The organism is Arthrobacter sp. 05L417, from assembly GCF_056397865.1.
The window spans coordinates 193,315-216,524 of sequence record NZ_JBFTOG010000003.1; the positions used below are offsets into that span (position 1 = coordinate 193,315).

At 65.1% G+C, this 23,210-nt stretch carries 21 protein-coding genes; 11 read left to right on the forward strand and 10 right to left on the reverse strand.

Going from position 1 to position 23,210, the window contains the following annotated elements; all coding sequences use genetic code 11:
- Positions 1-84: 84 nt before the first annotated feature.
- The 3 genes from AC1DJW_RS04290 to AC1DJW_RS04300 all read right to left on the reverse strand — a co-directional run bounded on the left by AC1DJW_RS04290 (position 85) and on the right by AC1DJW_RS04300 (position 2,962).
- Positions 85-1,521 carry a class II fumarate hydratase gene (locus tag AC1DJW_RS04290; protein ID WP_284752488.1) on the reverse strand — a complete coding sequence of 479 codons (1,437 nt, stop codon included), beginning with the start codon at positions 1,519-1,521 and terminating at the stop codon, positions 85-87.
- Between the two features lie 97 nt (positions 1,522-1,618).
- A complete protein-coding gene (locus AC1DJW_RS04295) occupies positions 1,619-2,233 on the reverse strand; it encodes a carbonic anhydrase (RefSeq protein WP_078105935.1) in 615 nt (204 codons plus the stop codon).
- A gap of 9 nt (positions 2,234-2,242) precedes the next feature.
- A complete protein-coding gene (locus tag AC1DJW_RS04300; protein ID WP_476900808.1) occupies positions 2,243-2,962 on the reverse strand; it encodes a DUF4245 domain-containing protein in 720 nt (239 codons plus the stop codon).
- 204 nt (positions 2,963-3,166) lie between these two features.
- Between AC1DJW_RS04300 and glpX the strand changes: the two genes are divergently transcribed.
- Both glpX and AC1DJW_RS04310 read left to right on the forward strand, forming a co-directional pair.
- Positions 3,167-4,186, forward strand: a complete 1,020-nt coding sequence (glpX, locus tag AC1DJW_RS04305; RefSeq protein ID WP_184736742.1) for a class II fructose-bisphosphatase — start codon at positions 3,167-3,169, stop codon at positions 4,184-4,186.
- A 139-nt stretch (positions 4,187-4,325) separates the two neighbouring features.
- Positions 4,326-5,279 (forward strand): hypothetical protein, encoded by a 954-nt coding sequence (locus AC1DJW_RS04310; protein WP_476900809.1) that lies wholly within the window; start codon positions 4,326-4,328, stop codon positions 5,277-5,279.
- Between the two features lie 32 nt (positions 5,280-5,311).
- Here the strand turns inward: AC1DJW_RS04310 and AC1DJW_RS04315 are convergent, their stop codons facing one another.
- The 4 genes from AC1DJW_RS04315 to AC1DJW_RS04330 form a co-directional block, all read right to left on the reverse strand.
- Positions 5,312-6,247: a lipid II:glycine glycyltransferase FemX gene (locus AC1DJW_RS04315; RefSeq protein ID WP_284752491.1), complete on the reverse strand. Its 936-nt coding sequence runs from the start codon at positions 6,245-6,247 to the stop codon at positions 5,312-5,314.
- A 3-nt stretch (positions 6,248-6,250) separates the two neighbouring features.
- Complete coding sequence (gene manA / locus AC1DJW_RS04320; RefSeq protein WP_476900810.1) at positions 6,251-7,501, reverse strand: mannose-6-phosphate isomerase, class I; 1,251 nt, start codon at positions 7,499-7,501, stop codon at positions 6,251-6,253.
- Positions 7,502-7,577: 76 nt separating this feature from the next.
- The gene (gene purE / locus AC1DJW_RS04325; RefSeq protein ID WP_476900811.1) at positions 7,578-8,171 is read right to left on the reverse strand and encodes a 5-(carboxyamino)imidazole ribonucleotide mutase; all 594 of its coding nucleotides are present in this window, start codon (positions 8,169-8,171) and stop codon (positions 7,578-7,580) included.
- Entirely contained in the window at positions 8,168-9,355 is a 1,188-nt protein-coding gene (locus tag AC1DJW_RS04330; protein ID WP_459340618.1) for a 5-(carboxyamino)imidazole ribonucleotide synthase, read from the reverse strand. The genes purE and AC1DJW_RS04330 overlap by 4 nt, the downstream gene beginning before the upstream one ends.
- Positions 9,356-9,528: 173 nt before the next feature.
- On the opposite strand from AC1DJW_RS04330, the gene AC1DJW_RS04335 reads away from it, so the two are divergent.
- The gene (locus tag AC1DJW_RS04335; RefSeq protein ID WP_284752495.1) at positions 9,529-10,101 is read left to right on the forward strand and encodes a GtrA family protein; all 573 of its coding nucleotides are present in this window, start codon (positions 9,529-9,531) and stop codon (positions 10,099-10,101) included.
- Here the strand turns inward: AC1DJW_RS04335 and AC1DJW_RS04340 are convergent.
- Positions 10,088-10,786, reverse strand: a complete 699-nt coding sequence (locus AC1DJW_RS04340) for a TIGR03089 family protein (RefSeq protein ID WP_390279631.1) — start codon at positions 10,784-10,786, stop codon at positions 10,088-10,090. The two genes, AC1DJW_RS04335 and AC1DJW_RS04340, sit on opposite strands and share 14 nt — an antisense overlap.
- 373 nt (positions 10,787-11,159) lie before the next feature.
- On the opposite strand from AC1DJW_RS04340, the gene AC1DJW_RS04345 reads away from it, so the two are divergent.
- From AC1DJW_RS04345 to AC1DJW_RS04355, 3 genes are read left to right on the forward strand one after another with little or no spacing between them, the layout of a single operon-like run.
- Positions 11,160-11,705: a WhiB family transcriptional regulator gene (locus AC1DJW_RS04345; RefSeq protein ID WP_284752571.1), complete on the forward strand. Its 546-nt coding sequence runs from the start codon at positions 11,160-11,162 to the stop codon at positions 11,703-11,705.
- Positions 11,705-15,034 carry a glycosyltransferase gene (locus AC1DJW_RS04350; RefSeq protein ID WP_476900861.1) on the forward strand — a complete coding sequence of 1,110 codons (3,330 nt, stop codon included), beginning with the start codon at positions 11,705-11,707 and terminating at the stop codon, positions 15,032-15,034. Before AC1DJW_RS04345 ends, AC1DJW_RS04350 begins: the two co-directional genes overlap by 1 nt.
- Positions 15,027-16,670: a DUF5719 family protein gene (locus AC1DJW_RS04355; protein WP_284752497.1), complete on the forward strand. Its 1,644-nt coding sequence runs from the start codon at positions 15,027-15,029 to the stop codon at positions 16,668-16,670. Before AC1DJW_RS04350 ends, AC1DJW_RS04355 begins: the two co-directional genes overlap by 8 nt.
- Here AC1DJW_RS04355 and AC1DJW_RS04360 read toward each other — a convergent pair.
- Complete coding sequence (locus tag AC1DJW_RS04360; RefSeq protein WP_284752498.1) at positions 16,664-17,182, reverse strand: metallopeptidase family protein; 519 nt, start codon at positions 17,180-17,182, stop codon at positions 16,664-16,666. The two genes, AC1DJW_RS04355 and AC1DJW_RS04360, sit on opposite strands and share 7 nt — an antisense overlap.
- A gap of 97 nt (positions 17,183-17,279) precedes the next feature.
- Between AC1DJW_RS04360 and AC1DJW_RS04365 the strand changes: the two genes are divergently transcribed.
- The 5 genes from AC1DJW_RS04365 (at position 17,280) to AC1DJW_RS04385 (ending at position 22,321) form a co-directional block, all read left to right on the forward strand.
- The gene (locus tag AC1DJW_RS04365; RefSeq protein WP_284752499.1) at positions 17,280-17,654 is read left to right on the forward strand and encodes a DUF3499 domain-containing protein; all 375 of its coding nucleotides are present in this window, start codon (positions 17,280-17,282) and stop codon (positions 17,652-17,654) included.
- A 161-nt stretch (positions 17,655-17,815) separates the two neighbouring features.
- Positions 17,816-18,055 carry a Trm112 family protein gene (locus AC1DJW_RS04370; protein WP_284752500.1) on the forward strand — a complete coding sequence of 80 codons (240 nt, stop codon included), beginning with the start codon at positions 17,816-17,818 and terminating at the stop codon, positions 18,053-18,055.
- A 42-nt stretch (positions 18,056-18,097) separates the two neighbouring features.
- Complete coding sequence (ahcY, locus tag AC1DJW_RS04375) at positions 18,098-19,579, forward strand: adenosylhomocysteinase (protein ID WP_284752501.1); 1,482 nt, start codon at positions 18,098-18,100, stop codon at positions 19,577-19,579.
- A gap of 136 nt (positions 19,580-19,715) precedes the next feature.
- Positions 19,716-20,993 carry a L,D-transpeptidase gene (locus AC1DJW_RS04380; RefSeq protein ID WP_284752502.1) on the forward strand — a complete coding sequence of 426 codons (1,278 nt, stop codon included), beginning with the start codon at positions 19,716-19,718 and terminating at the stop codon, positions 20,991-20,993.
- Positions 20,994-21,088: 95 nt separating this feature from the next.
- Positions 21,089-22,321 (forward strand): L,D-transpeptidase, encoded by a 1,233-nt coding sequence (locus tag AC1DJW_RS04385; RefSeq protein WP_284752503.1) that lies wholly within the window; start codon positions 21,089-21,091, stop codon positions 22,319-22,321.
- A gap of 65 nt (positions 22,322-22,386) precedes the next feature.
- Here AC1DJW_RS04385 and AC1DJW_RS04390 read toward each other — a convergent pair whose 3' ends face one another.
- Positions 22,387-23,187, reverse strand: coding sequence for an RDD family protein (locus AC1DJW_RS04390; RefSeq protein ID WP_459340615.1), 801 nt, complete (start codon positions 23,185-23,187; stop codon positions 22,387-22,389).
- Between the last annotated feature and the right edge of the window lie 23 nt (positions 23,188-23,210).

Consider the following 23,210-nt stretch of genomic DNA (forward strand, 5'->3'; position numbering starts at 1 on the left):
GGCCAGGAACGACGACGGCGGCCGGCACCTTCCGTGGGGAAGGTGCCGGCCGCCGTCGGGCTGGCCAGTCGGGCTGGCGGGAAACTAGGCCTTGTGGGCCGGGCGGGTCATGGTGGTGACGTCGAGAGCCTTGTCGAGCTGCTCTTCGCTCAGTTCGCCGCGCTCAAGGTAACCAAGTGAGATCACGGCTTCGCGGATGGTCAAACCCTCGGCAACAGCCTTCTTGGCGATCTTTGCCGCCGCTTCGTAGCCGATGAACTTGTTCAGAGGGGTCACGATGGACGGGGAAGCCTCGGCAAGGAAGCGGGCGCGCTCCACGTTGGCCGTGATGCCGTCGATCATCTTGTCGGCCATGACGCGGCTGGTGTTGGCCAGGAGGCGGATGGATTCGAGCAGGTTGGCAGCCATCACGGGGATGCCGACGTTGAGCTCGAAGGCGCCGTTGGTACCGGACCAGGCAATGGCGGTGTCGTTGCCGATGACCTGGGCGCAGACCATGATCGAGGCTTCGCAGATGACCGGGTTGACCTTGCCCGGCATGATCGACGAGCCGGGCTGGAGGTCCGGGATGGAGATCTCGCCAAGTCCCGTGTTGGGGCCGGAGCCCATCCAGCGGAGGTCGTTGTTGATCTTCATGAAGGAGATGGCGATGTTGCGCAGCTGGCTGGAGCCCTCGATGAGCCCGTCGCGGTTGGCCTGCGCTTCGAAGTGGTCGCGTGCCTCGGTCAGGGGCAGGCCGGTGTCGGCCGCGAGGAGTTCGATAACGCGCTCCGGGAAGCCTTCCGGGGTGTTGATGCCGGTGCCGACCGCGGTGCCGCCCAGGGGAACTTCGGCGACGCGGGGGAGGGCGGCGTTGATGCGCTCGATGCCGTAGCGGACCTGCGCGGCGTAGCCGCCGAACTCCTGGCCCAAAGTCACCGGAGTGGCGTCCATGAGGTGGGTGCGGCCGGACTTGACGACGTCCTTGAACTCCGCGGCCTTGCGGTCCAGGGAAGCAGCCAGGTACTCAAGGGCCGGGATCAGGTCGTTGATCAGGGCCGACGTCGCGGCGACGTGGACGGACGTCGGGAAGACGTCGTTCGAGGACTGGGAAGCGTTGACGTGGTCGTTCGGGTGGACAACTTTGTCGCTCCCGGCCGCCGCGAGGGCACGCGTCGCCAGTTCAGCGATGACCTCGTTGGTGTTCATGTTGGAGGACGTACCCGAACCGGTCTGGAAGACGTCGATGGGGAAGTCGCCGTCGTACTTCCCGGTGGCAACCTCATCGGCAGCGTTGGCAATAGCCGCGGCGAGCTCGCCGTCGAGCACCCCAAGTTCAGCGTTTGCCAAGGCCGCAGCCTTCTTGACGCGGGCCAAGGCCGCGATGTGCGCGCGCTCAAGCGTCTTGCCGGAGATCGGGAAGTTCTCCACGGCGCGCTGCGTCTGGGCGCGGTACAGGGCGTTCACAGGAACGCGAACTTCGCCCATCGTGTCATGTTCAATACGGAACTCGGCCGTGTTGGATTCTTGAGTGGAAGTCATGGGGCTAGCTTATGGCGAGCAGCCGCTTGACCGAAAACCGGTGGAGCAAAGCTACGGCCGCTGGTTGCCGCCCTTTGGGGGCGGCCCGGCATCCGGCCTAGAGCTTGCCGATCCCGGAAACCAGCGCCGCGCGGCCTTCGTCCAGTTTGTAGGAAAGCCCGACGACGGCGGCCCGGCCGTCGTCGATCGCGTCGGAAATCACACGGGAACTGTCGGCCAGGCGGCGGGCCGTCTGCTTGACGTGCTCCACGACCATCTCGTTGACGTCCGTCTGCTCGTTGCGCATCGCGGTGAGCACGGAAGGCGTGATGCGCTCCACGAGTGAACGGATGAAACCTGCAGGCATTTCACCGGTCTCCACGGCACTCTTGGTCGCGGTCACTGCGCCGCAGCTGTCGTGGCCCAGGATCACGATGAGGGGGACATGCAGTTGGGAGATGCTGTATTCCAGCGAACCGAGGACCGCGTCGTCGATCACCTGACCGGCGGTGCGGACCACGAAGGCATCGCCCAGGCCGAGGTCGAAGATGATTTCCGCGGCCAGGCGGGAATCCGAGCATCCGAAGATCACGGCAAAGGGGTGCTGGTCCTCGACCAAGGAATGCCGCCGGGATGCGTCCTGGTTGGGGTGCAAGGATTCCCCGGCGACGAAGCGTTCGTTTCCTTCGCGCAAGCGGCGCCAGGCAAGTGCAGGAGTCAGATAGGTAGCCACGGCGCTACTTTACGGCTTTGAGGTTGCAGGCTGCGAAACTGTGTCGCCCGGCTTCGTGCTCGGGTCCGCGGAAGCGACCGGAGCTGCGTCCGCTGCCTTCACGACGGCTGCGGCCAAGGTGGAGAACTCGTCCAGTCCTGCGCTGCCGCTCAGGATGATCGTGGTGCCGCGGTAGCTGAGGACCATGCTGCGGTTGCCCTTTGCCGTGTCATGGAGCTCCCAGTCGTGGCCGCCGGCGCTGCGCGTTCCGGTCACCGGAGCGCTGCCGGTCTGCTGGAAAATCCAGGTCGGATTGGCCTTGCGGGTCTGGACAATTCCGATGAACGCCTGCTTGGGAGTGACGTATCCGACCTCCCACGTGGGTACGCCATCGCCGGTTCCGGATGACCAGCGAGCGTAGTTCGGACTGAATGTGTCGCCGGTATCCGGCGCCACTGGTGTGAAACCCGCCACATCTTTCGCGTTGGCTGCGGTTGCCGCCACATCGACGTTGGGCTTGTAACCGTTGCTCTTTGGAGCAGGATTCATGAGGACAATCGGCAGGAACGCGAGCACGCAGAGGAGCAACGCGATGAGCATGCCGATCACCGACGCATTCGCCCTTTTGGCTGCTTTCGCCGCGATAACGGGCTTCACCGCAGGCTGACCGGCGTCGTCGGCGCCAGCTGCGCCCGTGCCTCCGCTGGCGGAGGGGGCGGCGGCAATTGCTTTGTCTTGCGTTTCACTCACGCTTCAATAGTCTCCTATCCAAGCGGCTAATACACATCGGCCGGTCCGCGCAAGGGGCGTCCCGGGAGTTGGTCATCCCATGACCGCGCCGCCCCGCCCCGACTATGATCTGTTCTAGAGGAATCATTCAGGCCGCCAAGCCCAGCCATTCCTGGTCCCACGAATCGCGTCATCGAAGAAGAGGTTCACGTGTCTCCAGCGCCAATGTCCCAGAAGTATTCCACGATTTCGCCGGCGCTCGCCGTCGGGACCGATGAGCCGGACCGCAACCTGGCCCTCGAACTAGTCCGCGTTACAGAAGCCGCCGCCATTGCCGGCGGCCACTGGGTTGGTTTCGGCGACAAGAACAAGGCAGACGGCGCCGCCGTTGACGCCATGCGCTCCTTCCTCCACACCGTCCATTTCAACGGCGTCGTTGTCATTGGCGAGGGTGAAAAGGACGAAGCCCCCATGCTCTTCAACGGCGAGCACGTCGGTGACGGCACCGGACCCGAGTGCGACGTCGCCGTCGACCCCATCGACGGAACCCGCCTGACCGCGCTGGGCATCAACAACGCCCTCGCCGTGCTGGCAGTGGCCGAACGCGGCACCATGTTCGATCCCTCAGCCGTGTTCTACATGGAGAAGCTCGTCACGGGTCCCGAAGCCGCCGACATGGTGGACCTGCGCCTGCCGGTGAAGCAGAACCTGCACCTGATCGCCAAGGCCAAGGGCGTCAAGGTCAACCAGCTCAACGTCATGATCCTGGACCGCGACCGCCACCGCCCGCTGGTGGAGGAAATCCGCGAAGCCGGTGCGCGCACCAAGTTCATCATGGACGGCGACGTTGCAGGCGCCATTGCCGCCGCACGTTCGGGCACCGGCGTCGACGCCCTGATGGGCATCGGCGGTACCCCGGAAGGCATCGTGGCCGCTTGTGCCATCAAGTCCCTCGGCGGTGTCATCCAGGGCCGCCTGTGGCCCACGAGCGACGATGAGAAGCAGAAGGCCATCGACGCCGGACACGACCTCGAGCGCGTCCTCTCCACGAACGACCTCGTCACGAGCGACAACTGCTACTTCGCAGCTACCGGCATCACCGACGGCGACCTCCTCAAGGGCGTGCGCTACTCCAAGGACAAGGTCCTGACCCAGTCCATCGTGATGCGCTCCAAGTCCGGCACCATCCGCTTCGTCGAAGGCGAGCACCAGGCCAGCAAGTGGGAGGGCTACGCCCGCAAGTAGGACCAGGCTCCCGCGCGAACTGGCAGCAAATGCCCTCTGAATCGAGATTTGGAGGCATTTGCTGCCAGTTCGCGTTAAGCAGCGGAATCCGTCCTGTGGATAACTCAATTTAGGGCTCGAAGCCGGGCAAGAATTGAGCATGTCCCGGACTCCGATGCCCCCTCAGCTTCCAAACGGTTCCTTTCCGGCGTCGGCCGCTGAGAGCCTCGGACTGAGCCAGAAGCAACTGCGCCGCGACGGCATTGTCACGTTGTCGAGGGGACTGCGCCTGCCGCTGCACAGCACAGGGACGGTGGCGGAGCATTTACGGGGTTACACCGAGCTCGATCCAGAGTGCTGCCTTAGCCATGGATCCGCGGCGCGGGTCCATGGCATCAGTTTGTCCAAAGCACTTGAAGGGGACTGGCGGATTCACCTTGCCCGCCCTGGCGAGAAATGGAAACCGCGGAGACGCAACGTTGTTGGACACCAACTGACGTTCAAACCGGGTGAAGTGATAGAGCTCGACGGCGTCCGGCTTACCTCGCCTGCGCGTACGTGGCTGGACTTGGCCCATGTGATGAGTATCGACGACATTATCTCGGCGGGCGACTCGATCGTCGTCGAGCACGACGAAAACCATCCCAGGCCGCGTCAGGCGTTGGCGACCGTTGACGAATTGAAGGCAATGGTCGCAGCCCACCCCGGTATGCGAGGGGTCCGCAAGGCCCGGCTGGCCCTGGACCTGGTTCGAGTCGGAGCGGATTCGCCGCGGGAAACGCAGATGCGCCTCATAGTGCTGCATGCAGGGCTGCCCGAACCCACGCTAAACCACGTCATCTTCAATGAGTGGGGTGCCCCTGCCCTTTGGCCCGATGCCGCTTACGTGAAGGAGCGGATCTCGCTCCAATACGAAGGCGGCCATCACGGGGAGGCTGAGCAATACAAGAGAGACATCAGACGACAGGCGCTGACAGAACGGCTGGGTTGGCGCGAAGTCCGGGTCCACCATGACGATTTGCTCGGGCCCCGGCCGGAAGTGGTGGATAAGGTTCGCCGGGCGCTCTGGACAGGCCGCGAGTTGGCAGCAAATGCCCGCAGAATCGGAATTTGAGGGTATCTGCTGCCAGTTCGCGCCGAGGAAACTCAGCGGAGCTTTTCGCGCAGCTTCCGGGCCACTTGGTAGGCACCGTACCGGAACTTGTTGACGGGAAGGTCCCATGTGCCGGGGTAGGCGATTTCGCGGCCCCCGAAGGACTTCTTGAAGGCGGTGAATCCGGCCCACTTGTGGTCAGGCTCGTCTTCCGGAGCCACGCCCCACAGGTCGACGTGCTTGAGTCCCTTGTCCTTGGCATCCGCCATGAGCGTCACGAGCAACGGAATGCCCGCGCTGAGCTTGCGGTGCGTGTCATCGAGAGCTGCGTGGGCGTAGGTGCGTGTGTCGGCGGAGTCGTACGCCAGGGCGGCCGCTATGGGCTCGCCCTCGAGTTCGGCGATGAACAGGGTGCCGGCACCGGCCGGCATGAGGGAGCGGGCCACCGAGCTCAAGTAGTCATCGCTCTGGGGCTTGAAACCGTTGCGCGCGGCGGTCATGTGCAGGAAGTCGAGAAGCACCGAGATCTCTTCAGGATCCTGCGAGGACCGGAAGGTGACACCCTTCTTGTGGATGTTGCGGTACAGGTTCCGATTGGTGGGTTTCATGCCCGCAAGGACGTCCTTGAAGTCGCCGTCCAGATCCACAATCCAGCTCAACTCCGGCTGCTGGTTGGACGGCGCCGGCTGCAGTCCGCGTTCCCTCAGCACCGCACCGGCGTCGGCGGCTTCGAACCCGGCGGTGACGGGTTCCATCCGGACAAACACCGCGCGGCTGCGGCGCGCGATCGCCACAAGTGCGGCTACGGCATCGTCGAAGGCCTCCAGCGAATCGGCCACGGGTCCGTAAGGCGTGTAGATGACCTTGCCCGCAGGGTTCTTTTCCTCGACGGCGAGGAAACGCCAACCCTGACCGGACTCCTCGTGCACGGTACGGCCGAGGGATCGCTGGAAGGCCGCCCAGGCGGGCGTCTGCAGGAAGTACTCCACCCTCTAGTTCCCCAGGCCCGTTGTGACGGCGAAGGCAACGCTCGTTCCGCTTGCACCGGCGACCGGGTGCACCATGACGGGTTCTTCGGATGCCGGGATGAACGCACTCCCGCCGCGCTCCACGGCGAGCTCGCTCTTGGGGGAGTCGAGCACGACGGAACCCGAAACCACGACGACGACGGCGGGGCCGGCTTGCGCCATCGGCACCGGTTCGGCTCCGGGAGCCAACTCGATGCGCTGGAGCTGGAATTCCTTGAACGGCGGCACATACAGATCCTGGCCGAATCCGGAGGTCCTCGGCTCGATGCGCGGTACGCCGAGGGAAGCGAATTCGATGGTCTTCAGGAGTTCGGGGACATCGACGTGCTTGGGTGTGAGGCCGCCACGGAGCACATTGTCCGAAGCCGCCATCACCTCAACACCGAGGCCTTTCAGGTAGGCGTGGACGTTTCCACCCGGCAGGTACACCGATTCGCCCGGGGACAGGAAGACAAGATTCAAGAGCAGGGAAATCAGGACACCGGGATCTCCCGGGAACTCACTGTTGATGTCCACCAAGGTGGACAGTTCCGCGGCGTGCTGACCCATCGGCGCGCCTGATCTCAGGATGGAAACCACCTGATCGGTGGCAGCTGAGACGGCATCCCCGCCGGTAATCAGGCGGGTGAACGCAGTTTTGAGTGCTGTCGGCTCATCGGACCCGGAGAGGTCCGCGATGACGCCGGTAATGACGTCCGGAACGTCGACGGCGGCAAGGTCCAGGAGGCTCGCGAGGTGCTCGAAGACACGCTGCGAATCGGCGGCCGGACGGAAACCGCAAAGGGCGTGAAACGGGGTCAGCGCGAAGATCATCTCCGGCTTGTGGTTGTCGTCGCGATAGTTGCGCTCGGGTGCGTCCGCCGCCATGCCTGCGGCATTTTCCTTCGCGAAACCGTCCCTGGCTTGCTGCAGGCGAGGGTGGACCTGCAAGGACAGGGGCTTGTCCGCTGCAAGGAGCTTGGTGAGGAACGGCAAGCGGGGACCGAATTCGGCCACGCTCGTTTCACCAAGGAAGTGCACCGGATCCACGCTGATCAGGGCGTCCAGGGCGACGGAAGACCCATCCGGACGGGTGGCTACGGACGGCGAGTCCGGATGCGCTCCGATCCACAACTCCGCCTCCGGACCACCCGAGGCGGGCCTTCCCAGCAGAGCGGCGATCGCCGTCGTCGATCCCCATGCATAGGGGCGGAGAACATTCTCAAGCTGGTACACGGCAGGGGATCCTTGTCATTGCGGGACGGTTCATTCGAAAATGCCGGGGATGACCTCTTAGCGGCTGCCCGGGCTCCTAGCGGCTGCTCCGGGCGGAGACGTTCGCCGTGGAGAAGACTTCGGCGACCTTGTCGCGGAGCCTGGCGCCTTTTTCGGTGGCGGTGTTGTTGAGCTCCTGGGCGAATTCGAGCAGCTCGCCGCGAAGCCGGACGGCCAGCTCATCGGTTCCGGACGCCAGCATGCGCACCGCCAGGAGGCCTGCGTTGCGGGCGCCGCCGATGGAAACCGTGGCTACGGGAACGCCGGCGGGCATCTGCACGATGGACAAGAGGGAATCCATGCCGTCCAGGGTCTTCAACGGGACCGGGACGCCGATGACGGGCAGCGGGGTGACGGAGGCGAGCATGCCCGGCAAGTGGGCTGCGCCGCCTGCTCCGGCGATGATGACGCGGAGGCCGCGCTCGTGGGCAGTCTGGCCGTAGCGGATCATTTCCGTGGGCATGCGGTGCGCGGAGACGACGTCGGCTTCGAAGGGGATGCCGAATTCGGCCAGGGCGTCCGCTGCGGCTTCCATGACGGGCCAGTCGGAGTCGGAGCCCATGACGAGGCCCACGATCGGGGCTGCGACAGCCGCGCCCGCGTTGTCGGCATCCATCGTTTCTGTGCTCATGCGGTCTCCTCGGAGGTGGTCTCGGCCGGCATGCGGCCGTCACGGATGATGTCGGCCACTACGGTGGCACGGTGTCGGATGGAATCGACGTCCGCTGTCGAGTTGCCGACGAGGTTGACGTGCCCGATCTTGCGGCCGGCCCGCACGGACTTGCCGTAGCAGTGGACCTTTGCGGCCGGTTCGTAGGCGAGGGCCTTCGGGTAGGCGCTGAAGAGATCCTCGTTGTCGCCGCCCAGGAAGTTCTTCATGACAACCACCGCGCCGAGGGCGTCGGTGGCACCGAGCGGGAGGTTGAGGACTGCGCGCAGGTGCTGTTCAAACTGGCTCGTGACCGAGCCGTCTTGCGTCCAGTGACCGGTGTTGTGCGGCCGCATGGCGAGCTCGTTGACCAGGAACCCGACTCCGACGCCGGGAGTTTCGAAGAGTTCGGCCGCCATGACGCCCGTGACTCCGAGTTCATTGGCGATCCGCAGCGCAGCCTCTTCGGCCGCCGCAGCGACCTCCACGGGAATGTCTTGGGCCGGCGCAATCACTTCGTCGCAGACACCGTCCACCTGGACGGTGTGGACGACCGGCCAGGCGCGGGATTCGCCGTCGGGGGTCCTTGCAACGAGCGCGGAAAGCTCGCGGCTGAACTCAACCTTCTCTTCGGCCAATAGCGGGCTCATGGCTTCGAACCAATCCGAGGTGGTACGGGCTTCGTCGGCGGAGTGAATGATGCGCACACCCTTGCCGTCGTAGCCCCCACGGGGGGTCTTCAAGACGACCGGCCAGCCGGTCTGCTCGCCGAAAGCGACCAGGTCTTCGACGCCGTGGACTGCAGCCCACGCTGGATTGGGGAGTCCCAGGCGGTCGATCGCGGCGCGCATCACGAGTTTGTCCTGCGCGTGCACCAAGGCATCAGGGCCAGGCTGGACGTTGACTCCGGCCTCGATCAGTGCCCTCAGGTGCTCGGTGGGGACGTGCTCGTGGTCGAACGTCATGACGTCCAAGCCTTCCGAGAACTCAAGGAGGGCAGCGAGGTCCTTGTAGTCGCCAACGGGGGCTGTTGCCACGGCCTGGACCGCGGAAACGTCCTCACCTTCGGCAAGGACGCGGAGTTCAAAGCCAAGGGCGGTTGCGGCCGGGGCCATCATTCGTGCGAGCTGGCCGCCGCCCACCACGCCAATTACAGGAAAAGTCACAAGGATCAGCCTACCGAACCAGCAGCTGGTTCTTAGATTCTGCTCCCTGCCCGGTCCCGTACAGCGTCGGTGGGAGGCTGTCAGCGCGGAATGATTCGGCAAGCTCCTAGGAATCGGAGCTAAAATGGAACCTTCGGCCCATCGGCCCCCTAGAACAACGGCCATGGAGGGTCATGATCAACACACTTGCAGATCGCATGCGCGGGCTCGCCTCGCTCTTTTGGCGCGAAGTAGCGAAGTTCGGCGCTGTAGGCGGTGTTGCGTTCGTCATAGATAACGGCTTGACCTACTACCTCATGCACGGCCCGATGTCGGACAGTGAGGCCAAGGCCCGTTTCGTCGGCGCCACCGTAGCCACCGTGTTCTCTTGGATCGCCAACCGCTTCTGGACCTTCCGCCACCGCCGCCAGGCGAACGTGGTGCGCGAGTTCGTGATGTTCATCATCATCAACGGCATTGGTATCGGAATCTCCACGGGTCTGACTGCCATCGCAAAATACGGCATGAACATCCAGGACAAGAACGTCCTCTTCGCTGCCGGAGTCGTCGGCATCCTCGTGGCCACCGTGGTGCGCTTCTTCGCCTACCGCTTCCTGGTGTTCAACAAGGAGCTCGACGAAGAGCCGGCCTTCTCGCATGACCACGAGATCATCGAAGCCCACCACAGGGCCAAGGCCAAAGCCATGCATGCAGCCAGCGTTGAGACTGACTCCGATCAAGGCGAAGACGCGGTCAAGCGCCGCTGACGCGCTCGTTGTCCAGCAGGTGCCGGGTGACGTCAACGTCCGGGTGCACCAGGACTACTGAACCGTCTTTGTTCCACGCGCCCAATGCGTCCGCGAGGGCCGACTCCAAACCGTCGGCCGCGCGGACCAGAAGGCGTACGCCGGCATCATGTTCCTTGGCGAAGCCGTCCAGCAGTTCGCCGTGCGAGTGTCCGGCTTCAGGGCGGCGCAGGGCCGGCAGTGCGGCGTCCGGTTCGGCGTGCGCCATGAACACGTCGCCGTGGGAGCGGACCTCAGCCGCGTAGTCCACGACGCCGACCGGCAGTTCTCCCGGCCAGCGCATCGCGAGTGCCGCGAGCGGCACGGCGACGACGGCGTCAAAGCCGGCTCCCGCACCGACGTCGGGGGTGTCTGTGACAAGCAGGTCGGCGCTTCCACCGTCGAGCACCAACTCCATGCCCAGTTGCCATCCCGCCAGCGCCCACACGAGGGACTTCCAATGGGCCGGCAGGTCCAGGCGAAGGCTCATGCCTGGTTCAGCGTCGAACTCGTCCTGAAGCAGGTTGCTGGTCTTGGCCACCCAATTGTCCAGGACCCGGCCCGAGAGCTCCACCCGTTCGGCGTCCGGCCCGTACCAGGTCAGCCGGGGGGACGTGGCGTGTCCGGAACGCAGGGCTGCCATCAGGTTCATCGCTGGGGTGTTCATGGCTACATCTTGCCACGGGGCGCCCCGGCCGGCATTGGTCCGTATAAAACGTGTGAATTGCACCACATTGGGCTGTGGGGCGGCACTACCGCGGTTCTTGAAGGGCTGGGCGATTTCCCTGAAATTCAATGAAAATGCATCTTAAGTGATGTCAGGCTTCCGTTTTTCGCGGTGTCGCGCGGGCGGGGCGAAAAAATCCCGGGCGTGGCGCGGCGGGAGTTAGTGCGGAAAGTTGATTATTATCCCGGCGCGGCTTGACGGCTTGGTAGTTACACACGTGTAATTAGATATCGAACGCCGCTGCGGGAGTATCGGGTACATAACCGAGTACCGAATGAGCACGGCAGCAGCTGCAAACATCAGGAGGGACGCCATGGGGCAAGCGTTGCGTATCCAGGAAGATGCAGTCGTCGCGGAATATGCGTCGGTGAAGTACCGCTCGCGCGAAGTTCCGGGGGATTGGTATGTGGACCCGGCAGATCCGCAGGCGGCGGACCGCTATATCGAGACCACTCGGGAGTCGCTGGAAGATCAGGCAACAGCCTTTCTTGCTGCACACGAGGCTCTTGCGGGGGACACGCCGGCAGATCCGGAGGACGATCTCGACGATCCTCCCATGGAGCTGCGCCGTCCGCTCGACAACCCGGCCCAGCCGGTGTGGATCGGGCTTCCGGGCCAAAGCGACTTCGATGACGAAGGCGAACTTGGTTGGCAGACGGACGCCTTGTGCGCCCAGACGGACCCGGAGGCGTTCTTCCCCGAGAAGGGCGGCTCCACGCGGGATGCCAAGAAGGTTTGCGGTGCGTGCAATGTCCGTTCGCAGTGCCTTGAATACGCACTCGCCAACGATGAACGTTTTGGTATCTGGGGCGGGCTCTCCGAGCGTGAACGCCGCAGGCTGAGGAAGCGAGCGGTCTGATTCTCAAGGCAGTACACGTTACCGCCGTCGTCGTCTCGCACGACGGCGGTAGCTATCTCCCCAGAACCCTGGCGGCTCTGCTGGACCAGACGCGTCCGGCAGATGCCGCCATTGGCATTGATACGGGCTCCCGCGACAAGTCAGCGGCGTTGCTGCAGCGGGCTCTTAGTAAGGCCAATGTCACCAGCACAGGCGAACACAAAGTGGGTTTCGGCGCGGCCGTGATGGCTGGCCTGGCCCGTTCGACCCCCTCGCAGGAGCCGGGCACGGTCGAATGGATCTGGTTGTTGCACGACGACGCCGCTCCCGCCCCGGATGCCCTCGCCGAGTTGCTTCTGGCAGTCGAGCGCGCTCCTTCGGTCACTGTGGCCGGTTGCAAGCAGCTGGCCTGGGATGCGGAACGCAGGCTCATCGACGCCGGCCTGTCCACGAGCCGCTGGGCCGAACGGCTGACCCTCATTGAAGCCGACGAACTGGACCAGGGCCAGTACGACGGGCGCACAGACACTTTCGCGGTGAATTCCGCGGGCATGCTCATCCGCCGCGACGCCTGGGAGCAGCTGGGCGGTTTCGATCCGGCGCTTCCCGGCGTGGGAGACGACGTCGATTTCTGCTGGCGCAACTGGCTCGCGGGCAACCGGGTTGTGGTGGTTCCGGCGGCGCGCATGTTCCACGTAGAGCACCGTCCCAACGGCTTGGCGACACCCGCCGCCGCACGCAAGAGCCAAATCCACTTGAGGCTCACACACGCTTCGCCGTGGAAGGTTCCGCTGCACGCGCTCGGCGCGTTGCTCGGGAGCACGGTCAGGCTCGTCTTGAGCATCCTCGTTAAGGAGCCGGGTTACGGGATCTCCCAACTTGGCGCCACCCTTGCGGCGATTGGCCGTCCCCGCGCGATCTGGCGTTCCAGGCAGAACGCCGCCCGGACGCGGCGCGTGCGACGTTCGATGGTCAAGGGCCTGCAGACTCCGCGGCGCGAGGTCTGGGCCCACCGCCGCTCCCTCGTCGAGGCGATTGGCGCGGACGAATTCCAGGAGACCGATTCCCTGGCTCCGGAACCGAGCGGTGACGCCGGTGACGATTTCGTGGCCCTCGAAACGAATGAACGAGGCTGGATAGGGACGGGCGCAGTCGCCGCCGGATTTGTTGCGCTGGCCGCTTCCATCGTCGGGTTGCTGGGGCTCCTGGGGGCAAGCGGGGTGACGGGCGGAGGCCTGTTGCCGTTGTCCGCCGCCGGAGACATTTGGCGGTCCGCGTCCAGTTGGTGGATCAGCTTAGGCGCTGGCTTGCCCGGACACGGGGATCCATTCGCCTACCTCCTGTGGCTTGTGTCATTGCTCGGGGGAGGCGACTCCAGCACAGCCGTCGTTTGGCTGTTGTTGCTGGCCATGCCACTGTCTGGCCTGGGCGCCTGGTTCGCCGCTGGCGCGATGACCACGCTGCGCCGTTACCGTTTTATTGCGGCCTTGGTCTGGGCCGGAGCACCAGCCCTCCAAGTCGCCTTGAACCAAGGAAGGGCCGGCGCCCTTCTCGCCCACGTCGCGATGCCCTTGCTGGTGCTGGCCCTCTTTCGAGCCACGGGATCGGCGCTGGGGCGGGGCACTACCTTGGACCAGATCCAGCCGTCCGGCCACGCCGCAGCCAAGCCGTTGCCGGGCAAGCCGGGCGTCAACGGCACTCCGTCGTGGACGGCTGCTGCCGCGGCGGGCCTGGCGCTGGCAGTCGTAGCGGCCTCTGCGCCATCCCTGCTTCCTCCCTTTGCCGTCCTCATTGTTTTTTGCGGCATCGCCTTGGGGCGGCGGGGGCGGACCATTTGGTGGTCGCTGCTTCCGAGCGCTGCGCTCTTTGCGCCATATGTCCTCTCCGTCCTGGAACGGCCCCGCGCCATGCTGGCCGATCCGGGCCTGCCGCTGGGTTTCGAAGCCGCACCGTTGTGGCAGCAACTGCTTGGCCAACCCTTGAAATTCGATGCCAACGGCGGTTTGGCCGGCTTGGCGCTATTCGGCCCGTCGGGTATTCCGTGGGCGCTGGCGCTTGCCCTGCTGCTCGGCGCGCCGGTCCTGCTCCTGTCCATTGCCGCACTCTTTGTGCCCGGACGGCGGTCCCGCGTCACGCGTTTCCTCTGGGCCGGGGCCCTCTTGTTCCTCGCATGGGCATGGCTTGCCGGACACGTGGCAACCGGCGTCGACGGCAACGTGCTAGTCGCACCCTTCACCGGGCCGGCTGTTTCCGCCGCCGGGTTCGCCTTCCTGGGAGCGGCGTTGATCGGCGCCGACAACCTCCTCCAGCTGAAGGCCAAGGCAGAAGACGGCCGCCCGGTCCAGCGCGCGGCAGTGCGGATCGTCTCCGCAGTAGCGACGCTTCTCCTCATTGCCGGACCCCTTGCAAGCATGGGCCTCTGGGCAACCCAGAATGTCCTGGCCAGCGCAGACACCTCGACTTCGAGCAGCGGCGCGCTTGGCACGCCGCGCCTGGTCCAGCCCTCAGGGCCGGGCACATTGCCGGCCACCGCCGTCGACCACGGCCAGGGGCCGGAACAGACCCGTACGCTGGTCATCACCGCCGGTGAGAACGGTGGCTACACGTCATCCCTCATGCGCGGAGCCGGAACTACATTGGACTCGCTCTCCACTGTCGCTGCGGGACGTTCCATCGTGGGATCACCCGGACAGGAACGCCTTGTGGCCGACGACGACGCCACCGCCTCCATCCGGAACGCCGTGGCCACGATTGTCGCGGGATCAGGCGTAGACCCCCGGCCCGGCCTTGAGCAGCTCGGCGCCGGATTCGTGGTTCTGAAGTCGGCCGACACCGCTGCCCAGTTGACGGCCAACCGGATCGATTCCGTTCCCGGCCTGGTGGCAGTGGGCAAGACCGATTCCGGGTGGCTGTGGCGGGTCACTCCGCTCAACCAGGCCGCCGCAGCCGACGCCGAGACGGCGCACCGTGTCAGGGTGGTGGATGCCAAGGGTGCCGTTGTTGCCCTCTTGCCCTCCCTTGGAACCACTGCCGCCGGCAACATTCCGGCAGGCGGGGACGGACGCCTTGTAGTGCTCGCCGAGCGGGCAGACGCCGGCTGGAGCGCTTGGTTGGATGGCCGCCCACTGAGCCCGACGACGTCCGGATGGGCCCAGGCATTCACGTTGCCTTCCGCAGGCGGCCAGATCGAGATCCGCTACACCACCGTCTGGGAGCCTTGGCTCAGCATCCTGCAGGCCGTCGTCATCGGATTGACCGCGGTGCTGGCCATCCCCATGCCCGCCCGCAGGCCGAAGGCCGGCCTCCTGAAGGAACAAAACTCTCTCCGTAAGGAGTACAGCAGTGTCTGACAACCAAGACCCGGCACCCAAGGTCAGCGCGGGGTCAAGGAAGCGCAGCCAGCGCAAAGCCGGAAACAAGAACAAGGCCGTCGTGTTGGGAGCACTTTCCGCAACGTTGCTCCTTGCTGCCGGGGCCGGGATGGTGTCGGCAGCATCGATCGTGCCGTCCCCGTCGGGAAGCAAAACGGTGGACATGTCCCTTGCGGATGTCCCCGCAGGCAGGACAACCGCGGTGTGTCCGGCTCCTCCCCGCCTCCCCGAAGGAATCGCCGCGGGCACCGACACCCAGTTCAACCCGGTTTCACGTTCGGCAAAGAGCTTCCTGGATGCCGTGGTGCTCAGCGACGCTAGCGGATCCGTTCCGGGGAGCAACCTGGCCTCGCTCGGTGGCTCCGCTATCGCAGACATTGCCAAGCCTCCCGCGACCACCCAAGCCCCTGCGTCCGGGCCGCCGGTGCTTAACGCCGGCGTCGTGGCCCAGAGGCCCGCGGGCGAGGTCACCGTCGTGGGCGCCGATCCCATCAGCGGCCAGAAGGCGGCGGTAGCGGGCTTGATGAGCTACACCGCCAGCGACGGCGATCTCCGCGGACTGGCGGCGGCACCCTGCCAGCAGCCGGTCAACGATGCATGGCTCCTGGGAGCGAACACCGCACTGGGGCGGACAGCGGTTTTGAACATCAGCAACGCCTCAGGCACGCCGGCCACCGTCAACCTTGAGCTGTTCGGTGCCCGTGGACAGATCCAAGCCCCGGACAGCCGTGGCTTGCTCGTTTCGCCGGGAGCGACGCGGTCCATCAACTTGGCCGGACTGGCCCCGAACGAGGGCCAGCTCTCGGTGCATCTGCGCAGCAGCGGCGGCCCGGTCGCGGCAACCATCCAGCAGAGCGTTCTCCGGGGCCTCACCGCAGGTGGCGTCGAGCTCATTACTCCCGGTGCCGGCGCCGCTGATTCCCAGGTCATGACCGGGGTGGACGTCCAGGATCCGGCCGCCGTGAAGTCACTCGCGGACAAGCCCGGGTTTGCCGACGTCGTTCCGGCCTTGCAGATTACCGTCCCCGGTCCTGTGGACGCCGTGGTGGATGTGCGCTTGTACGGGCCGAACGGCCAGCGCGCCTTGCCCGGTGGGGGAGCGGTGACTGCCAAAGCGGGTTCGGTTACCGAAGTGCCGCTCACCGGCATCCCGGCCGGCATGTATACCGTCAGTGCTACTTCGGATGTTTCCTTCGCCGCGTCCTCCCGCGTAACGCGTGGGCTCAAAGCCGGGGATCCTGTTGATTTCGCCTGGTCTCCGGCCGCGGTCCGTTTGGGCAGCCAGCATGTGATGGCGGTGCCCCAAGGCGGCACCCGTTTCCTGAGCTTCGGCGTGCCGACGGGCCGGGCCACGGTCAGTTACACGCCGGTCACTTCGGACGGCAAGGTCCACAAGACGGAAACCGTCGACATCGCCGGGGGGACCACCTCGGTCATCGGCGTGCCGGATAAGTCCGACGGCGCCACAGTCTCCGGCTACATCGTGTCGGCGGCAGGGGACGCGGCCTACGGCGCGCTCGTGCTTGGCGAGGCCGATCAGCCCGGGGTTTCGGTCCTGACCATCCAGGATGGCGCAGCGGGGCATGAAAAAGTACAGGTCACGCTGGGTTACTGATAACGACGGCGGTAAACGGGGTCCAGGGTCTCCGGAGGCACTCCAAGCATTTCGGCGGTGTACTCGACGACGACGTCGTGCACCAGGTCCTGGAGGTCCTCGCGTCCGCCGGTGGTGTGCTCGACGACGCGCCGATAGATGGTGATGACGGGTCCTGCGCCGCGGGCCGCCGGAGTGTATGAGCCCAGCGGGGCCGCGGTTCCCTCAGCCACCAGTTGCTCAAGGTTCGGCGGGATCTCGTCGACGGCGAACGCTACGCCGTCGAGCCGTTTGCCCCACATATCCTGCAGCCGTTCCGCGGAATCGAGCACGAGGTCGTCGAACCTTTCGGCGCGCGTCCGGTAGCCGGGAAGGTTGGGAAGGATGATTTCACCGCGCAAGCCCCGCCCGTGGCGGTTCCTGCGGCGCTCCCTGAAGCCGCGTGCGGACGTGCCCGCCGTCGTCGTTTCCGGGCTGTCCCCGGTGTCGGACAAATGGACTGTGAAGCCCGGAACGTGGTGCTGTGACTGCATATATCGACTCTAGACCCGTGATTCCGCCAACGCGACATAATGCCCGTAAAGAGGCAATGCACCGCGTCGCGGCCAAGTGCGGCTAATCTGGGATGTTGTGGGTGCCATTCGTCAGTGTTCCAGATCAGCCTGCCGCCAATCCGCGGTAGCTACTTTGACGTACGTCTACGCCGAATCCACGGCGGTGCTTGGTCCGTTGGCTACGTACGCCGAGCCGCATTCCTACGATCTGTGCGCCCAGCATGCCGAGTCGCTCACCGTCCCGCGGGGCTGGGAAGTCATGCGGCTCGCCATGCCGTCCTCGCCCCCACAGCCCGGACCGGACGATCTCCTTGCCCTGGCCAACGCCGTGCGCGAAGCCGCGTCCGCCCCGGCCGCACCGGAACAGCGCACTGTCCGCGCACCCTTTGACGGACCGGCCCCCGTAGAAGGAACCAGGCGCCACCTGCGCATCCTGCGCGATCCCTCCTGACTCCCGGGGCAACGGGAACCGCGTCGTCTGACGCCGTGTGTCGACGCTCCCTGTGTGACAAGCTGTGTGACACCGTTCCCTGCGCCGCCGGGTTGTACTCTGGAAGCTGCCATATCTGTCCAAAGCGGCGTCCGCGAGATGCCATCCAGGGAGCTTCAACCATGCCAAAGGTCAGTCCTGAATTGTTGTCCATCCTGCGGTGCCCCGTCACCGGGTCCCCGCTGGAGCAGGACGGCGAGGAACTTGTCTCGACGGCCGCGGCTGCCTCGGGCGAAAAGCTCCGCTATGCCATCCAGGACGGAATCCCCTTGCTCCTGCCCCCGGAGCTGCTGGCCGCCGCCAACGCCGCTGCCCCAGACCAACATGACGGAGCCCAGCACGACGGCCCCCTCCACGCCTGAGCCCCACCTGACTTGACCATTCGGTACTTCCAAAGGACTTCCATGACTTTCGACTACAAGGTTGCAGACATCTCCCTGGCTGAAGCCGGCCGCCACCAGATTCGCCTGGCCGAGCACGAAATGCCGGGACTCATGTCGTTGCGCGCCGAGTTCGGTCCGAGCCAGCCGCTCAAGGGCGCGCGCATTGCGGGATCCCTGCACATGACCGTACAGACCGCGGTGCTCATCGAGACGCTGACAGCCCTCGGCGCCGAGGTGCGCTGGGCCTCGTGCAACATCTTCTCCACGCAGGACGAGGCCGCTGCCGCCGTCGTGGTCGGCAAGGGTACTGTCGAGGATCCCCAAGGCGTTCCGGTGTTCGCTTGGAAGGGCGAGACCCTCGACGAATACTGGTGGACTGCCGAGCAGATCCTCAGCTGGCCGGGCGCTGACGCCAACCCGGAGTTGGGTCCCAACATGATCCTCGACGACGGCGGCGACGCCACGCTGCTGGTCCACAAGGGCGTCGAGTTCGAAGCTGCGGGCGCGGTGCCGGCCGCCGCGGAAAACGATCCCGAAGAGTATGCACTCGTCCTTGACGTGCTGCGCAAGAGCCTTGCCGCCGATCCGAAGAAGTGGACCCGCATCGCCGCCGGCATCCGTGGCGTGAGCGAGGAAACCACCACGGGCGTGCACCGTCTCTACCAGCTCGCCGAACAGGGCAAGCTCCTTTTCCCGGCCATCAACGTCAACGACTCGGTGACCAAGAGCAAATTCGACAACAAGTACGGCATCCGCCACTCCCTGCCGGACGGCATCAACCGCGCGACGGATGTCCTCATGGGCGGCAAGGTTGCGGTCGTCTGCGGCTACGGCGACGTCGGCAAGGGCGCCGCCGAGGCGCTCCGCGGCCAGGGTTCGCGCGTGATCGTGACGGAGATCGACCCCATCTGCGCACTCCAGGCAGCCATGGACGGCTACCAGGTGGCCAAGCTGGAATCGGTGTTGGAACAGGGCGACATCTTCATCACCACTACGGGCAACAAGGACGTCATCATGGCCTCCGACATGCTCCGCATGAAGAACAAAGCGATCGTGGGCAATATCGGCCACTTCGACAATGAGATCGACATGGCCGGACTGGCAAAAATTCCCGGCGTTCGGAAGGTCGAAATCAAGCCGCAAGTGCACGAGTGGGTGTTCGCCGCAGCCGACGGCCGCGAAGAGCGATCGATCATCGTGCTTTCCGAAGGCCGCCTCCTGAACCTGGGCAACGCGACAGGCCACCCTTCGTTCGTCATGAGCAACTCCTTCGCCAACCAGACGATCGCCCAGATCGAGCTGTGGACCAAGAAGGACCAGCCCGAGGCCGAGCGCGAATACTCGAACCAGGTTTACGTGCTGCCCAAGATCCTCGACGAGAAGGTCGCCCGGCTGCACCTGGATGCTTTGGGCGTGGAATTGACCGAGCTCAGCAAGGAACAGGCGGAATACCTGGACCTTGACGTGGCCGGTCCATACAAGCCGGAACACTACCGGTACTGAGAGCACCGGCTGGGAGCACGCCTGCAGGCGGGCTCCCAGCCAATATCAAGCCGCACCCTCTAGGATGCGGCTGTGACATGAGTTTTTTTGGGGGGCGTGGGTTTCTTGGGGGGCGTGAGTTTTGGAGAAAACAGGAATGGGTCTTAATCCCGACGGCGAGCAAGCGGACACTTTCGAGCATGTGGATGGTGCGCCGACGAAGCGAAGCAGGTTCCGCAAGGTCGCCTGGATCGTGGTTGTCTGCCTCATTGCCGCGCTCAGTGGCACGTTCGCCGCAGTGGCTCCGCATGCGGCCAGTGCGGCCATCGAGTCCGAGGGATCCTCAGGTGAACGCAGCGAGGCCGCAGCCGTGCTGCCCGTCGTGAAGCCCGCCACGGTGGTTGCATCGCCTGCTAGCGGGGCCAAGCAAGTGAACCCGGCTGCGCCCGTCACCATCAGCGTCAAGGACGGAACCCTGGACAGGGTCTCCTTGACGAGTTCCCAAGGCAAGACCGTTGACGGTGCGTTGACCCCGGATGGGCTGAGCTGGACCGCGTCCACGCCCCTCGAATTCAACTCCTCCTACACCTTCAATTACACCGTCGCGGATGCTGCCGGCCGCGCAACGTCGAAGACCGGATCCTTCACGACGGTTTCCACCCAGAACGAGGCAGACGCCGCCATGTACCCCCTGGACGGGTCCAAGGTAGGCGTGGCGCAGCCCCTCCAGCTCACGTTCAGTGAACCCGTGGTCAACAAAGCAGCCGTCGAGAAGGCCATCAAGGTCACGTCCACCTCGGGCCAGGCCGGGGCCTTCCACTGGTTCAGCGACACAATGGTGCGCTACCGTCCGGAAAACTTCTGGGCAGCGAACAGCACTGTGACAGTGGACCTCAAGCTGTTCGGGGTGGACTTCGGCAACGGCCAGATCGGCAACTTCAACAAGACGAACACCTTCAAGATCGGCGATAAGAAGGTGGCGGTGGCCGACGCGGTTGCCCACACGTTCACGGTCAGTGTCAACGACCAGCAAGTGGGCCAGTGGCCGGACACTATGGGCGACACCAGGTTCCCTTCCGCGCGCGGCTACTTGGTGCTCATGGAAAAGTACCGGGTAGAACACATGGATGCCTCCACCATTGGCCTCAAGCCGGGGGATCCGGCCTACTACGGACAGCTTGATGTCAACTACGCCACGCGCCTGACGCCGAGCGGCGAGTTCATCCACCAGGCCACGGACACGGCTATGCCATACGTCGGTGTCACGAACCTCTCGCATGGTTGCATCGGTTTGGGAGCGGACGGGGCGAAATGGGTGTACGACAACATGACAACCGGAGACGTCGTCCAAGTGGTCAACACCGAGGGTGACTACGCCAACTACGACGACGGTTTTGGCGACTGGAACATCCCCTGGGCGCAATACGCCAACTGATAGGGCGCGCCTAGCCGCACGGCCCGGGACGCATCAGTACCCCGGTAGACTTGGCGGGTCAGTCTTGGGGGCTGGCGGGGATGTGGAGTTGCACTATGGCGTCGCAAAGGAAACGCAAGACCGGGAAGATTCTCGGAATCATGGGGATGTTTACCGGCGTTGCGGCCGGAGGAATCGGTGTTGCAACCGCCCCGAATTGGCTGGGCACAGCTGTGGAGTCCGAATCGCGATCGCCGCAGCGCACCGACGCCGGGCTGGCGTCCGCGGTTGTGAAGGCAGTGGAACTGGGAATCACGCCCCTTGACGGTGCGCGCGAAGTGAATCCGGCCGTCGGGCCTTCCGTGAAAGCCGTACACGGCACGCTGAAGGACGTCGAACTCGTCCCGGCCAAGGGCGGCCAGGCCATCAGGGGAACCATGAGCGCTGACGGCAGCACCTGGTCCACGCTGGGTCCCTTGGCTTTCAACACTGAGTACCGTTACGGGTTTTCCGTTGTTGACGGCGCGGGCCGGGTAACCCGGAAGACACAATCCTTCACCACGGTGTCCACGCCCAATGAGGCCAATGCCGTAGTGTTCCCCAACGACGGTTCCATCATGGGTTCGGGGCAACCCATCGAAATCAACTTCAGCGAGCCTGTGGCGGATAAAGCCGCCATGGAACAGGCGGTGAAGATCAGTGTTTCCTCGGGCCAGGAAGTGGCCTGGCGCTGGTACTCGGACCGGAAAGTGCGGATCCGCCCGCAGGCATTCTGGGCCGCCGGCACGAGCGTCACAGTGGACATGCCCTTGTTCGGCAGGGACTTCGGCAACGGAATGATCGGCAACTCCAACACCAAGGCCACGTTCAAGACCGGTCCGCGGCGGATTGCGGTGGTGGACGACGCCACCAAGACCATGAACGTGTATTTCGACGGCGCACTCGTCAAGACCGCTCCTGTCACACTCGGCAGCCTGGACTGGCTCTCGCCCACCGGCTACGCCGTGATCATGGAGCAGGAACGCCACTCCAAGTTCAACGCCGGCAGCATCGGCCTCAAACCCGGTGACAAGGGCTACTACGCGCCGCTCGTCGTCGAGCACGCCAACCGGCTCACGAACTCCGGCGTGTATGTGCACCAAGCGCTTCCATCTGCCTACGGGGCCGTCGGCGTAGACAACGTCTCGCACGGCTGCGTTGGCTTGCTCCCGGCCGACGCCGCCTGGTTCTTCAACAACATGCGGACGGGGGATGTGGTCCAGGTCCTGAACACCGGAGCCCCCGCGGTGGAACCGCTTGAAGGCTTCGGCGACTGGAACATTGCCTGGGCCAGCTATGCGAAGCGCTGAGCGCTGCCGGGACTTGCCGCAGTGGTGCCCGACGGCGGCGCGCACCTCGCGTGCCGGCTGCTTGGCTAGCGCGTGAACGGGAGCCTGTTGAGTCGATCCCCGACGACGGCGCTGCGTTGTTCTGCGCGGCGCAGCCGTTCCAGGTCCCGGTTTCGCCGCTCACCCAATACTGCGTGCAGGTAGCCTTCCGGCGTCGTTCCCGGCGGCGGTGGTGGGGCGACGTAAGCCGCCAGTTCGGTCGCGAGGGCCGCGGCCAAGTGGGCGCGCGAGTCGGGAGCCATCCGCGAGGCCTGCTGGATGAACTGTGATGCCCGCCGCGCCGTGCCGTCCGGAACCCTGCCGATATCCGCGAGCCCCACCCACACCTGCAAATGCGGGGGCGCGAAGGGGAGGATTTTGGGTTCAGCAGGAACCCGCTGTCTGAGCGAATACGTTCCGGCCACGACGTCTCCGAGCCTCTTCGCCTTGTCGTTGAACAGCGCCACGGCGATCGCCAATCCGCCGAACGTCGCGTAGATCTCCAGGAAGCCGATCAACCCGCGGATCACCGCGTGCCGGAAACGGATGGATCCGCCGTCGTCGCGCACGATCCTGAGCCCGGTAGCCAGCTTGCCCAGCGAGCGGCCGCGGCTCAGCGTCTCCACCGCCACGGGGACCACCACGAGGCACAACACCACGCTGGACAAGGCCATGGCACGGCCCGCGGCCGCGTCCACATCCGGAGCCACCGCACTGAGCAGGAACAACAGACCCAACAGCAAAACAATCTGAACCAGGACGTCGAGCATGAGCCCAAGGGCCCTCGCCCCGAACGATGCCGGCCGCAGTTCAAGGACCACGGCCTCGCCGGTAATGATCGAACTCAAGCCCGCCCCCAAGCATTGCCACG

Coding starts and splice junctions, on each gene's coding strand:
- AC1DJW_RS04290 (WP_284752488.1), bottom strand. CDS start 1,521: ATGACTTCCACTCAAGAATCCAACACGGCCGAGTTCCGTATTGAACAT.
- glpX (WP_184736742.1), top strand. CDS start 3,167: ATGTCCCAGAAGTATTCCACGATTTCGCCGGCGCTCGCCGTCGGGACC.
- AC1DJW_RS04310 (WP_476900809.1), top strand. CDS start 4,326: ATGTCCCGGACTCCGATGCCCCCTCAGCTTCCAAACGGTTCCTTTCCG.
- purE (WP_476900811.1), bottom strand. CDS start 8,171: ATGAGCACAGAAACGATGGATGCCGACAACGCGGGCGCGGCTGTCGCA.
- AC1DJW_RS04335 (WP_284752495.1), top strand. CDS start 9,529: ATGATCAACACACTTGCAGATCGCATGCGCGGGCTCGCCTCGCTCTTT.
- AC1DJW_RS04340 (WP_390279631.1), bottom strand. CDS start 10,786: ATGAACACCCCAGCGATGAACCTGATGGCAGCCCTGCGTTCCGGACAC.
- AC1DJW_RS04345 (WP_284752571.1), top strand. CDS start 11,160: ATGGGGCAAGCGTTGCGTATCCAGGAAGATGCAGTCGTCGCGGAATAT.
- AC1DJW_RS04360 (WP_284752498.1), bottom strand. CDS start 17,182: ATGCAGTCACAGCACCACGTTCCGGGCTTCACAGTCCATTTGTCCGAC.
- AC1DJW_RS04370 (WP_284752500.1), top strand. CDS start 17,816: ATGCCAAAGGTCAGTCCTGAATTGTTGTCCATCCTGCGGTGCCCCGTC.
- ahcY (WP_284752501.1), top strand. CDS start 18,098: ATGACTTTCGACTACAAGGTTGCAGACATCTCCCTGGCTGAAGCCGGC.
- AC1DJW_RS04380 (WP_284752502.1), top strand. CDS start 19,716: ATGGGTCTTAATCCCGACGGCGAGCAAGCGGACACTTTCGAGCATGTG.
- AC1DJW_RS04385 (WP_284752503.1), top strand. CDS start 21,089: ATGGCGTCGCAAAGGAAACGCAAGACCGGGAAGATTCTCGGAATCATG.